Origin of the sequence: Actinophytocola sp., from assembly GCF_035942955.1 — a bacterium.
Classification (GTDB): domain Bacteria; phylum Actinomycetota; class Actinomycetes; order Mycobacteriales; family Pseudonocardiaceae; genus DASYTH01.
Genome location: NZ_DASZCQ010000329.1, coordinates 15289 through 27620 on the forward strand (window position 1 = coordinate 15289; position 12332 = coordinate 27620).

Below are 12332 nucleotides of genomic sequence, written 5' to 3' on the forward strand. Positions count from 1 at the left end.
GTCCGCCGAGGGGTCGGTCAGTGCCAACCGCCGGCCAGCAATGCCAAGTAGTGCTACCAGCCCTGCCCTCACGTTGAGTTCAACACTGTGACGAGCGGTCGCTGCGCGGAGATCTGCACCAGGGTGGCGCCGCCGAGCAGCACGCCCGCGCCGAGGAACTGGATCGGGGTCAGCGCCTGGCCGAGGAACACCCAGGCGATCGTGATGGCCACGACCGGCTCGCACAGCGCGAGCACGCTGACCACGTTGGACGGCAGGTGGCGCATGGCGGCCGTGCTCAGCAGGTAGGCGGTGGCGGTGCTGAGCAGCACGATCGCGGTCAGGAGCAGCCACACGGGCGGGTGCCACGGGCCGAACGTCGTGAGGTTGTCGATCACGTCGGTGGGGACCGTCCACGGGGGCACGACGATCCAGATGGCCACCGCGCCGATGACCATCCCCCAGGTGACCAGCCCGAGCGGCTCGATCGTGCCGACGCCGCGCTCGCCGAGCAGGAAGTAGGCCGCGGCCCCGAGCGCGGCGCCGATCCCGGCGAGCAGGCCGAGCGCGTCGAACGCCAGCCCCTGCCACACCTGCGCCACCATCGCCAGGCCGAGCAGCGCGAGCACGGTGCCCACCCAGGCCTGCGCGGGCAGCACGGTGCCGCGCACGAACCGCACCCACAGCGCGACCAGGATCGGCGCGGTGAACTCGAGCAACATGGCGATCCCGATCGGGATCCGGGACACCGCCGCGAAGTACAGCAGCTGCACCGCCGCCACGCTGACCAGCCCGTAGGCCACGATCAGGCGCCAGTCCGACCGGCTCACCCGCAGCACGGCCGGCCGGACCAGGCCCACCACGGCGAGCAGCAGCGCCGCGGCCAGCCCGATGCGCAGGCTCACCATCTGCAGGGGGCTCCATCCCGCGCTCATCATCGGCTTGGCCAGCGGACCGGACGTTCCGAAGCAGAACGAGGCCAGCAGGATCAGCCCGGTGCCCCGGGCCCGGCTTGTTGATCTCGTAACCAGTGTTTCGAGTTCAGTGGTCACTCATTCAGTGTGCCCCGTACCCCCGGCCGGAAACACGTGATTTCCCAGCGGGCGAGAGCCGGATCACGGCCGCCAGGGGCTGCGGGTGTCCGTGGGGCGGGTGGGGTCGCGGAACCGCGGCACGTCCGGCTCGTCGCGGCGCAGCGGCACCAGGCCGTCGGTGATCGCCTGCATGATCCGCTTGTGCGCGCGCATCGCGTCGCCGGGGCGGTCTGCGGACAGGCCGGACAGGTCGACCTGGGGTCCGAAGTGGACGCGGAACGTGGGCCGGTTGACCAGCGCGCGGCCGAACGAGGTGAGCAGCGGCAGGAAGTCGGCCGGCCTGGTCACCTTCTCGGTGCCCCAGTAGACCGCCTCGTGCGCGCCCCACTGGCTGATCGTGATCACCGGGATGTCGCCGGCAAGGGCCATCCTGGCCAGGCCGGTCTTGCCGCGCTCGGGCCACAGTCCCGGATCGTGGCTGATCCGGCCCTCCGGGTAGATCAGCAGCGGGATCCGCGCGTCCCGCAGCTGGGTCACCGCGCGGTCGAACGCCTCGATCACCGTGCTCTTCCCGCGGTCCACCCGCACGTGCCCGGCCCGGCGCAGGAAGTAGCCGATCACCGGCGCGTCGAGCAGGCCGCCGGCGAGCAGGAACCGCAGGTGCACGCCGATGTCCGCGCATGCGGCGACCAGGACAAACGGGTCGAACACGCCGATGTGGTTGGCGGCGACCAGCACCGGACGCCCGCGCAGCTGCTCGGGAAACGAGCCGGAGATCTCGATCCGGCCGACCATCCGGACGAACCCGCGGTCCAGCCAGGCGATCAACCGCCAGTCCGGCGGGACGACGGCAGCCGCACCGTTACGGCGTGTCGGCTCGTGCGGCCGGCGAGACAGCGCAACCATGGTCCGGAGCATCGCACGCCCCGGTCCGGGCCCGGTGAGCTGGGCCCGCTGTTGCTGCCGTGACGAAAGTGACTGGGGTGATAAGAATGGACGGCATGGCGACCACCAGGACCACGCGAACGGGTCGGGGCGGCCGGGCGGCGCCCCGGCGTCCGGCCACACGGTCGGCTCCGCGGTCCCGATCCCGGCGACCCCCGGCCCGGCGCAGCGGGCCCGGCCCGCTCGGCCGGGCGCTGCGCGGTGGCTGGAACCTGCTGGCCAAGGGCGTCGGCGGGCTGGCGCGGGCGGTCGGGCGGACCAGGGACATCGAGGCCGAGGTCCGCCGCGACGGGGTGGCGTTCGGCCTGATCGCGGTGGGCGTGGTGGTCGGCGCCGGGATCTGGTGGGACACCGGCGGGCCGGTCAGCGTCTGGCTGGAGCGCGGCGTCCGCACCGCCATCGGCGCCGGCGCGGTGGCGCTGCCGCTGGCGCTGCTGGTGATCGGCGTGACGCTGATGCGCTCGGACCCGCAGCCGGACAAGCGCCCGCGGCTGATCACCGGCGCGCTGCTGTTCACGCTGGCGCTGCTCGGGGTGCTGCACGTGTTCGTCGGCCTGCCCGAGGACAACGAGCACCGGATGTACGGCGGCGGCGCGCTCGGCTACGTCTCCGGCGGCCTGCTGTCCAAGGGCGTCACCCCGTGGGTCGCGCTGCCGCTGCTGTTCCTCGCGCTGGGCTTCTCCGTGCTGGTGTTCACCGGAACCCGGCTGCGCGACATCCCGACCCGGCTGCGCGAGCTGGGCATGGACCCCGACGACGCCGAGCTGTCCGATGTGGACACTCCGGCCGAGGAGCCCAAGCCGCGCCGCCCGGCCCGGCGCCGGCAGGCCAGCATGGTCGAGCCGGAGCAGGAGCCGCTGCCGCTCGACGAGGAGCCGCCGGCGCGGCCGGTCCGTCCCGCGGTCAAGGAGCATCCCCCGGCCAAGGAGCCGCCGCCGAGCAAGCTCGCGGTGACCAGGGTGGTCGACGGCGACTACAAGCTGCCCGACCCGGCGCTGCTCGAGATGGGCAGCGCGCCGAAGGCCCGCAGCCGGGCCAACGACCTCATGATCGAGGCGATCAGCGGGGTGCTCGACCAGTTCGACATCGACGCCCAGGTCACCGGCTTCACCCGGGGCCCGACCGTGACCCGCTACGAGGTCGAGCTCGGCCCCGGCGTCAAGGTGGAGAAGATCACCGCGCTGACCAAGAACATCGCCTACGCGGTGGCCACCGACAACGTCCGGCTGCTCGCGCCCATCCCCGGCAAGTCCGCGGTCGGCATCGAGGTGCCCAACAGCGACCGGGAGATGGTGCGGTTGGGCGACGTCCTGCGCTCGCGCACCGCGACCGAGGACCACCACCCGATGGTGATCGGCCTCGGCAAGGACATCGAGGGCCACATGGTCACCGCGAACCTGGCCAAGATGCCGCACCTGCTGTGCGCCGGCTCGACCGGGTCGGGCAAATCGTCGTTCGTGAACTCGATGCTGGTGTCGCTGCTGGCCAGGGCCACCCCGGACGAGGTCCGGATGATCCTCATCGACCCCAAGATGGTCGAGCTGACCCCGTACGAGGGCATCCCGCACCTGATCACCCCGATCATCACCCAGCCGAAGAAGGCCGCCGCCGCGCTTGCCTGGCTCGTCGAGGAGATGGAGCAGCGCTACCAGGACATGCAGGCCAACCGGGTGCGCCACATCGACGACTTCAACAGGCGGGTCCGCTCAGGGGAGATCACGGCGCCGCCCGGGTCCGAGCGCGAGTACCGCCCCTACCCGTACATCCTGGCCATCGTCGACGAGCTGGCCGACCTGATGATGACCGCGCCCCGCGACGTCGAGGACGCCGTCGTGCGGATCACCCAGAAGGCCCGCGCCGCCGGCATCCACCTGGTGCTGGCCACCCAGCGCCCCTCGGTCGACGTGGTCACCGGCCTGATCAAGACCAACGTGCCGTCGCGCCTGGCCTTCGCCACCTCGTCGCTGATCGACTCCCGGGTCATCCTCGACCAGCCCGGCGCCGAGAAGCTCATCGGCATGGGCGACGGCCTGTACCTGCCGATGGGCGCCCCCAAGCCGATCCGCATCCAGGGCGCCTTCGTCACCGACGAGGAGATCGCCGCGGTCGTCAACTTCTGCAAGGACCAGGCCCAGCCCGACTACAACGAGGGCGTCACCGCCGCCAAACCCGGCGAGGCCCGGGAGATCGACCCCGACATCGGCGACGACCTCGACGTGCTCCTGCAAGCCGCCGAGCTGGTCATCACCTCCCAGTTCGGCTCCACCTCCATGCTCCAGCGCAAGCTCCGCGTCGGCTTCGCCAAGGCCGGCCGCCTCATGGACCTGCTCGAGACCCGCGGCATCGTCGGCCCCTCCGAAGGCTCCAAGGCGCGCGAGGTCCTGATCAAACCCGACGAGCTCGACTCCGCCCTCTACCTCATCCGCGGCGCCCCCGAGTAACCCCGTGTCCCGCCCTCGAGCAGCCGTGTTCCGCCTTCAGACAGCCGTGTCCCGGCTTCGTGCAGCCGGGTTATCCACACCCCGGCCCCTTATCCACAGGTGAGCCGCCACGGGCCCCGAGCCGACCCCGCGGACTCCATGCTGGACCCATGCCCGAATCACTCCACGGCGCGCACCTGCGCCGCGACCTCATCGCCCAGTTCGGTCGGCACGCGATCCTGGTGGCACTGCGCGACGGCCTGCTGGAACAACCTTGGCGCGGTGTCATCGTGGCGCGCGACCAATCCGCTCGACTGGAGACGCGGGCCGCCGCTGCCCTGCTCGCCGTCGGCGAGCGTGCGGTCCTGTCCGGGCCGACGGCGGCCGCGCTGCACGGATGCACGGCGGCGGCCGAGTGCGGCGACATCCACGTGACGGTTCCCTACCAATGCCGAGCCGACAGCCGCCGGGGCCTGATCGTCCACCACGACCGATTCGCGGCGGCGGACGTGACCACCCGGATCGGCCTGCCGGTTCTGGTGCTGGATCTGATCATCGCCGAGCTGCTGTGCGCCCAACCGCGCCGGCTGGCCCTCGCCTGTGCCGACCAGGCGCTCGCCGCGCTGCCGCCGAGCCGGCGCGAGGACTTCCGCGCCGCGGTGGACGACCGCTTGGTCAACCGCGACGATCGGCGCGGGACCCGCCGCGCCGAGGTGCTGCTCGGGTTGGCGACCGGGCTGGCCGAGTCGCCGCCGGAGAGCTGGCTGCGGTTGCTGGTGGCGGACGCGGGATTTCCGCTTCCCGAACCGCAGTACGAGATTCGGGACCTCGCGGGTCGGCTGGTGTACCGGCTCGACCTGGCCTGGCCGGACCTGCGCGTCGCGCTCGAGTACGACGGTTACGAGGCACACGAGGGTCGGGCGGAGGCGGATGCGGAGCGCGATCGGCGTCTCGCCGGCCGGGGCTGGGTCGTGATCCGGGTGCGCGCACGGGATCTGAGCAAGCCGGATCGGGTGCTCGCCGAGTTGCGGAGGGCATTCGAGGCTCGTGGGCGAGCGGCATGACTGCCCGAGGGCGGAACATGGCTGCCTGAAGGCGGGACACGCGGGGTTAGAGCTCCAGCAGCATCCTCGTGTTGCCCAACGTGTTGGGTTTGACGTAGGGGAGGTCGAGGAACTCGGCGACGCCTTCGTCGGCGGAGCGGCGCATCTCCTCGTAGACCTCGGGGGCGACAGGGGTGCCGGCGATCTCCTTGAAGCCGTGCTGGGCGAAGAAGGACGTCTCGAAGGTGAGGACGAAAAGGCGGGACAGGCCGAGGTCCTTGGCCACGGTGATCAGAGCGTCGACGATGGCGTGGCCGATGCCGCGACCGGTGACGTGCGGGAGGACGGCGATGGTGCGCAGCTCCGCCAGGTCCTCCCAGAGGACGTGCAGGGCGCCGCAGCCGACCAGCTCGCCGTCCAGCTCGGCCACCCAGAACTCCTGGACGTCCTCGTAGAGGGTGACGAGCGGCTTGGCGAGCAGCACCCGCCCGACGTAGCCGTCGATGATCGACTTCATGGCCCGGACGTCGCTCGTTCGCGCGCGCCGGACGGTGAGGTTTGGGCCCTGGGTACTCATCGGTGTCCATTGAACACCCGGCCTCTTGACACCCGTCGTCTCCCGGGGTGACAGTGGACGTCACCGGATAGCGACAGCTTTGTACGCATTGCGGACACCCAGGAGTTCCCATGGATGCGCGTCAGCTCCGCAACTGCCTCGGCCACTTCGCCACCGGGGTCACCGTGGTGACCTCCGCCGACGCGGACGGTCAACCGCACGGGGCCACGGTCAACGCCTTCTCCGCGGTGTCGCTGGATCCGCCGCTGGTGCTGGTGTCCCTCGACCGGCGCACGACGACGTGCCGGCTGCTCGACGGGAACCCGTTCACCGTCAACGTGTTGCGCGCGCACCAGGAGGACCTCGCGATGCACTTCGCGCGCAAGGAGAGCCCGCGGGACGTGGGATGGGCGCCGCGCAACGGCATCCTCGCGCCGCGCCTTGCCGACGTGCTCGCGTACGTGGCGTGCTCGCCGTGGCGCAGCTACAACGGCGGCGACCACGCGCTGTTCCTCGGCAAGGTCGAGGAGTACGCCTACTTCGGCGGCGAGCCGCTGCTGTTCTTCCGCGGAAAGTTCTCCGGCATCCGCCCGGAGCACTCGCCGTGGATCGACTCCCTCGACTGCCCGGAAGCCGGCTGGTTGACCCCCGCAACCACGAAGTGAACACCCCGACGAGGAGCGCGAAGTCGTGAGCACGCAACAGGATGAGGCGCCGCCAAGCACCAACGACGAGGTCCGCCACACCCGGCCGATGACCGGCGCGGAGTACATCGAAAGCCTGCGCGACGGCCGCGAGATCTGGCTATACGGCGACAAGGTGCCCGACGTCACCACGCACCCGGCGTTCCGCAACATGGTGCGGATGACCGCCCGGCTGTACGACTCGCTGCACGACCCGGACAAGCAGAGCATCACCACCGCCCCGACCGACACCGGGAGCAAGGGCTTCACCCACCCGTTCTTCCGCTCCCCACGGTCCAAAGAGGACCTTCTGGCCGACCGGGACGCGATCGCCGAGTGGGCCAGGATGACCTACGGCTGGATGGGCCGCAGCCCCGACTACAAGGCCGCGTTCCTCGGCACGCTGGGCGCCAACTCCGACTTCTACGAGCCGTACGCGGACAACGCGCGCCGCTGGTACACCGAGTCGCAGGAGAAGGTCCTCTACTGGAACCACGCGATCATCAACCCGCCGGTGGACCGTCACCGTCAGCCCGACGAGGTCAAGGACATCTTCATCCATGTGGAGGAGGAGCGCGACGACGGCCTGATCGTCAGCGGCGCCAAGGTGGTCGCCACCGGCTCGGCGATCACCCACTACAACTTCATCGCCCACTACGGCCTGCCGATCAAGAAGCGCGAGTTCGCGCTGGTCTGCACGGTCCCGATGGGCGTGCCCGGGATGAAGCTGATCTGCCGGCACTCCTACGCGATGAACGCCGACATCATGGGCAGCCCGTTCGACTACCCGCTGTCCAGCCGGTTCGACGAGAACGACACGATCTTCATCCTGGACCGGGTCAAGATCCCGTGGGAGAACGTGTTCATCTTCGCCGACCCGGAGAAGGCCAGCACGTTCTTCCCCGGCTCGGGATTCCTGCACCGCTTCACGTTCCACGGCTGCATCCGGCTCGCGGTCAAGCTGGACTTCCTTGCCGGGCTGCTGATGAAGGGCGTGGAAGCCACCGGCACCAAGGACTTCCGCGGCATCCAGTCCCGGGTCGGCGAGGTGATCGCCTGGCGGAACATGTTCTGGGGCCTGACCGACGCGATGGCCAACCACCCCGACGAGTGGATCGACGGCGCCGTGCTGCCGCACCTGGACTACGGCCTTGCCTACCGCTGGTTCATGACGGTCGGCTACCCGAGGGTCCGCGAGATCATCATGCAGGACCTCGGCAGCGGCCTGATCTACCTCAACTCCAACGTCAAGGAGTTCCACAACCCCGAGCTGCGGCCCTACCTTGACCAGTACGTCCGCGGCTCCAACGGGATCGACGCGGTCCAGCGGATCAAGCTGATGAAGCTGATCTGGGACTCGATCGGCAGCGAGTTCGGCGGCCGGCACGAGCTCTACGAGCGCAACTACTCCGGCAACCACGAGAGCGTGCGCGCCGAGCTGCTCTTCGCCGCGGAGGCCTCGGGTGAGGCCGATGCCATGAAGGGCTTCGCCGAGCGGTGCATGGCCGAGTACGACCTGGACGGCTGGACCGCGCCCGACCTGATCAATCCCGACGACGTGAGCCTGCACCGGTGAAGGCGGCCGAGGACAAGGACTACGTGCAGTCCCTGGAACGGGGACTGGCGGTGCTCCTCGCGTTCTCGGACAAGCACCCGAGGCTGACCCTCGGTCAGCTGTCCGGCCTGACCGGCCTGTCCCGCCCGACGGTGCGGCGCCTTGTGCTCACCCTGGCCCGGCTTGGCTACGTCCGCGAGGAGGGCCGGGCCTACGCGCTGACCCCGCACGTGCTTGCGCTGGGGTATGCGTTCACGTCGTCGCTGAACCTGACCGAGCTGGCCCAGCCGCAGATGGAGGAGGTCACCGAGGTCACCGGGCACACCTGCTCGCTGGCCGCGCTGGACGGCGAGGACGCGGTGTTCCTGCTGCGGGTGCCGTCCCGCCGGGCAATGCAGCACCTGCTGCTGACCGGCACCCGGCTGCCGGCCTTCGCCAGCGCGATCGGCCGGGTGCTGCTCGGCGGGCTGCCGGATCCCGAGGTCGACTCGTTCCTGCGGCACGCGCCGTTCCCGCGGCTGACCCCGCACACCGAGACCGACCCGGACCGGTTGCGGGCGCGGATCTCCCAGGTGCGCAAGCAGGGTTGGGAGCTGGTGGACCAGGAGCTGGAGGAGGGGGTCCGCTCGTTCTCCGCGCCGGTGCGGGCCAGCGGCGGCCGCGTGATCGCCGCGCTCGGCATGTCGGTGCACGCCGGCACGGTCAGCATCGCCGAGATCCACCGCGCCTACCTGCCGCCGCTCATCAAGGCCGCCAAGGAGATCAGCAGCCGGCTGGGCGCCAGCTACCACCCCAACGGACAGTATTCGTCCCGCCAACCCTCCCCCGGAGAGAGCTCAGCCTATGCGTGACGCGGTCATCTGCGAGCCCGTGCGCACCCCGGTCGGCCGGTTCGGCGGGGTGTTCCGGGACGTTCCGGTCACCGAGCTGGCCGCGACGGTGATCCGGGAGTTGGTGCGGCGCACCGGAATTCCGCCGGGCACGATCGACGACGTTCTCTTCGGACAGTGCTATCCGAACGGCGAGGCGCCCGCGCTCGGCCGGGTGGCGGGGCTGGACGCCTGGCTGCCGGTGCAGGTGCCGGGCCTGCAGGTGGACCGGCGCTGCGGGTCGGGGCTGCAGGCGGTGGTGGACGCGGCCATGCGGGTGCAGACCGGGGTGTGCGACGTGGTGCTCGCCGGCGGTGCGGAGAGCATGAGCCAGGTGGAGTTCTACTCGGCCGCGATCCGTTGGGGCGTCAAGGGATCCGGGGTGGAGCTGCACGACCGGCTGGCCAGGGCGCGGACCACGGCGGGCGGCAGGTTCCATCCGGTGGACGGCGGGATGCTCGAGACGGCGGAGAACCTGCGCCGGGAGTACGGGATTCCGCGCGAGGAGCAGGACGAGCTGGCGCTGACCTCGCACCGGCGGGCGGTCGCGGCGATCGAGGACGGCCGGTTCGCAGCGGAGATCGTGCCGGTTCCCGTTCCCGGCAAGAAGAAGCGCCCCGAGGTCCGCGCCGACGTACTCTCCTCCGCGGAGGCGCAAGGCAACAGTGTGGAGCGCGACGAGCACCCGCGGGCCGACACCAGCCTCGAGTCGCTGGCCGCGCTCAAGCCGGTGCGGCTGCGGCTGGACCCGGACTCCACGGTCACCGCGGGCAACTCCAGCGGCCAGAACGACGGCGCCGCGGTGTGCCTGGTGACCACAATGGACAAGGCGGAATCGTTGGGGCTGCGGCCATTGGCCCGGTTGGTCTCCTGGGCGGTGGCCGGCGTGCCGCCGTCGACGATGGGCATCGGGCCGGTGCCGGCCACCGAGCGCGCGCTGGCAAGGGCCGACCTGCGGCTGGCGGACATGGACCTGATCGAGCTCAACGAGGCGTTCGCCGCGCAGGTGCTGGCCGTGACCAGGGAGTGGAAGTTCACCGCGGCCGACTTCGAGCGGACCAACGTCAACGGCTCGGGCATCTCGCTCGGCCATCCGGTCGGCGCCACCGGGGTGCGCATCCTGACCACCCTGCTGCGCGAGCTGGACCGGCGCGGCGCGCGCTACGGCCTTGAGACCATGTGCATCGGGGGCGGCCAGGGGATGGCCGCGGTGTTCGAGCGGGTGGCGGGATGAGGGCGTTCCGCTATCAGACGTTGCCGGGCCGGGTGGTGTTCGGCCCGGGGAGCGCACACCGGGCTCTGGTGTCCGAAGTGGACGATCTGGGCACGCGGGTGCTGTTGATCACGACGAAGCGGGCCGAACCGCTGGCCACCGAGCTCGCGATGCCGTTGGGCGAGCGGGTGGTCGGCGTGTTCGCCGAGGTTCAGGAACACGTCCCACAGGAGATCGCCGAGGCGGCACGGACAGCGGTGCACGAGGCGCGGGCCGACTGCATGCTGAGCATCGGCGGGGGTTCCGTGGTCGGCACCGCCAAGGCGGTGGCCGTGGAGGCGCGCCTGCCGATCGTGGCGGTGCCGACCACGTACAGCGGTTCCGAGATGACCCCGACGTGGGGCCTGACCGTGGGCGGCCGGAAGCGCACCGGGCGCTCGCCGCACGCGCGGCCGCGCTCGGTGCTCTACGACCCCGAGCTGACCACCACGTTGCCGCCCGGGATCACCGCGGCCAGCGGCATGAACGCGCTCGCGCACTGCGTCGGCGCGTGCTATCTGCCGGACACCGATCCGATCACCGAGCTGCTGGCCGTCGAGGGTGTGCGGGCGCTGGCCGCCGGCCTGTCCGAGGCGGTGCGCGAGCCCGACGACCTCGACGCCCGCGGCGACGCGCTGTACGGCGCCTACCTGGCCGGCACGGCGCTCGCCGCCGTCGGACCGGCCACCCAGCACCGGATCTGCCATGTCCTCGGCGGGGCCTACGGGCTGCCGCATGGCCCGACCCACGCGGTGCTGCTGCCCTATGTCGCGGCGCTGGTCGAGGCCGACCGGCCGGACGCTCTGCGCAAGGTGGCCGACGTGCTCGGCGCGTTGCGCGCGGCCGACGGGCTGCGCGAGCTGGCCGAGCGGATCGGCGCGCCGACATCGCTTGCCGAGCTCGGGATGCCGGCCGACGATCTCGACGACGCGGCCCGCCTGGTGGCCGCCCAGGTGCCGGCGGCCGAAGCGGTGGCGCACGAGCTGCTGCGGGTGGCCTACGACGGGAGGTGGACGGAGTGGACACCGGGCTGACCGACCGGGTGGTGTCCAGTTTCGACGGTGCGGCCTCGCCGCGGTACGCCGAGATCATGCGCAGCCTGGTCCGGCACCTGCACGCGTTCCTCGCCGACGTGCGGCTCACCGAGCAGGAATGGGCGACCGCGGTCGACTTTCTCACCCGCACCGGCCAGAAGTGCGACGCCAAGCGCCAGGAGTTCATTCTGCTGTCCGACGTCCTCGGCGCGTCCATGGCCGTGATCGGTCTCAACCACCCGACCGGCGGGACAGCGACCGAGTCCACGGTGCTCGGCCCGTTCTTCGTCGAGGGCGCACCCGAGTTCCGCAACGGCGACGACATCTCCGGCGGCGCCCCCGGCGAGCCGTGCTACCTGCACGGCACGATCCGCGGGCCGGCGGGGGAGCCGGTGGGCGGGGCGCTGATCGACGTCTGGCAGTCCGACGAGACCGGCAACTACGACGTGCAGTACCCGGACCTGGACCGGCCGCGGGGCCGCGGCCGGCTGCGCGCCGACGAGAACGGCCGTTACCGGTTCTGGTCGGTGCATCCGGAGGCGTACCCCATCCCGCACGACGGCCCGGTCGGCGAGCTGCTCACCGCGGCCGGTCGCGGCCCGATGCGACCGGCCCACGTGCACTTCAAGGTCGCCGCGCCCGGCTACCGGACCCTGATCACCCACATATTCGCCGCGGGGGACAAGTACCTCGACTCCGACGCGGTGTTCGGGGTCAGGGAGTCGCTGATCGTCGACTTTGAACACCACGAGCCGGGCCCGGCCCCGGACGGCTCCCATCGGGACACTCCCTTCTCCACGGCCACGTTCGACATCGCTCTGTCCACTGTGGACGTCGAGTAGGCCGTTCGGCATAACGCCGCGCGCGGATGGCGCAATGTGAGCCCCCAGGATTTCGCTTGCAGGTGGTCCACGTGCGGGGCGTCCACCAGGCCGTTGGAATTCGACGCTGTGAGGGCTTGC

11 protein-coding genes are annotated in these 12332 nt (G+C 71.1%); 8 read left to right on the forward strand and 3 right to left on the reverse strand.

All coding sequences use genetic code 11. From position 1 onward, the window contains the following. Positions 1-68: 68 nt before the first annotated feature. Positions 69-1031, reverse strand: coding sequence for an EamA family transporter (locus VGX25_RS32870; RefSeq protein WP_326921862.1), 963 nt, complete (start codon positions 1029-1031; stop codon positions 69-71). Between the two features lie 63 nt (positions 1032-1094). Next, positions 1095-1931 carry a lysophospholipid acyltransferase family protein gene (locus VGX25_RS32875; protein WP_414636059.1) on the reverse strand — a complete coding sequence of 279 codons (837 nt, stop codon included), beginning with the start codon at positions 1929-1931 and terminating at the stop codon, positions 1095-1097. 74 nt (positions 1932-2005) lie between these two features. On the opposite strand from VGX25_RS32875, the gene VGX25_RS32880 reads away from it, so the two are divergent. Continuing rightward, a complete protein-coding gene (locus VGX25_RS32880) occupies positions 2006-4399 on the forward strand; it encodes an FtsK/SpoIIIE family DNA translocase (RefSeq protein WP_326921864.1) in 2394 nt (797 codons plus the stop codon). Positions 4400-4548: 149 nt separating this feature from the next. Next, positions 4549-5442, forward strand: coding sequence for a DUF559 domain-containing protein (locus VGX25_RS32885; protein ID WP_326921865.1), 894 nt, complete (start codon positions 4549-4551; stop codon positions 5440-5442). A gap of 46 nt (positions 5443-5488) precedes the next feature. On the opposite strand, the gene VGX25_RS32890 is transcribed toward VGX25_RS32885, so the two are convergent. Then, positions 5489-5998 (reverse strand): amino-acid N-acetyltransferase, encoded by a 510-nt coding sequence (locus VGX25_RS32890; RefSeq protein ID WP_326921866.1) that lies wholly within the window; start codon positions 5996-5998, stop codon positions 5489-5491. 110 nt (positions 5999-6108) lie between these two features. Between VGX25_RS32890 and VGX25_RS32895 the strand changes: the two genes are divergently transcribed. The 6 genes from VGX25_RS32895 to VGX25_RS32920 all read left to right on the forward strand — a co-directional run bounded on the left by VGX25_RS32895 (position 6109) and on the right by VGX25_RS32920 (position 12212). Then, complete coding sequence (locus VGX25_RS32895) at positions 6109-6642, forward strand: flavin reductase family protein (protein ID WP_326921867.1); 534 nt, start codon at positions 6109-6111, stop codon at positions 6640-6642. An 88-nt stretch (positions 6643-6730) separates the two neighbouring features. Then, the gene (locus tag VGX25_RS32900) at positions 6731-8236 is read left to right on the forward strand and encodes a 4-hydroxyphenylacetate 3-hydroxylase N-terminal domain-containing protein (RefSeq protein WP_326921896.1); all 1506 of its coding nucleotides are present in this window, start codon (positions 6731-6733) and stop codon (positions 8234-8236) included. Continuing rightward, positions 8233-9066, forward strand: coding sequence for an IclR family transcriptional regulator domain-containing protein (locus tag VGX25_RS32905; RefSeq protein WP_326921868.1), 834 nt, complete (start codon positions 8233-8235; stop codon positions 9064-9066). Before VGX25_RS32900 ends, VGX25_RS32905 begins: the two co-directional genes overlap by 4 nt. Continuing rightward, entirely contained in the window at positions 9059-10318 is a 1260-nt protein-coding gene (locus VGX25_RS32910) for an acetyl-CoA C-acetyltransferase (protein ID WP_326921869.1), read from the forward strand. The genes VGX25_RS32905 and VGX25_RS32910 overlap by 8 nt, the downstream gene beginning before the upstream one ends. Next, positions 10315-11370 carry a maleylacetate reductase gene (locus VGX25_RS32915; protein ID WP_326921870.1) on the forward strand — a complete coding sequence of 352 codons (1056 nt, stop codon included), beginning with the start codon at positions 10315-10317 and terminating at the stop codon, positions 11368-11370. The genes VGX25_RS32910 and VGX25_RS32915 overlap by 4 nt, the downstream gene beginning before the upstream one ends. Beyond that, positions 11355-12212: an intradiol ring-cleavage dioxygenase gene (locus tag VGX25_RS32920; protein ID WP_326921871.1), complete on the forward strand. Its 858-nt coding sequence runs from the start codon at positions 11355-11357 to the stop codon at positions 12210-12212. Before VGX25_RS32915 ends, VGX25_RS32920 begins: the two co-directional genes overlap by 16 nt. Positions 12213-12332: the final 120 nt, after the last annotated feature.

Bases quoted from the DNA above. Each gene is read 5' to 3' on its own strand.
- VGX25_RS32875 (WP_414636059.1), bottom strand. From the start codon at position 1,931: ATGCTCCGGACCATGGTTGCGCTGTCTCGCCGGCCGCACGAGCCGACA.
- VGX25_RS32880 (WP_326921864.1), top strand. From the start codon at position 2,006: ATGGACGGCATGGCGACCACCAGGACCACGCGAACGGGTCGGGGCGGC.
- VGX25_RS32885 (WP_326921865.1), top strand. From the start codon at position 4,549: ATGCCCGAATCACTCCACGGCGCGCACCTGCGCCGCGACCTCATCGCC.
- VGX25_RS32890 (WP_326921866.1), bottom strand. From the start codon at position 5,998: ATGAGTACCCAGGGCCCAAACCTCACCGTCCGGCGCGCGCGAACGAGC.
- VGX25_RS32895 (WP_326921867.1), top strand. From the start codon at position 6,109: ATGGATGCGCGTCAGCTCCGCAACTGCCTCGGCCACTTCGCCACCGGG.
- VGX25_RS32900 (WP_326921896.1), top strand. From the start codon at position 6,731: ATGACCGGCGCGGAGTACATCGAAAGCCTGCGCGACGGCCGCGAGATC.
- VGX25_RS32910 (WP_326921869.1), top strand. From the start codon at position 9,059: ATGCGTGACGCGGTCATCTGCGAGCCCGTGCGCACCCCGGTCGGCCGG.
- VGX25_RS32915 (WP_326921870.1), top strand. From the start codon at position 10,315: ATGAGGGCGTTCCGCTATCAGACGTTGCCGGGCCGGGTGGTGTTCGGC.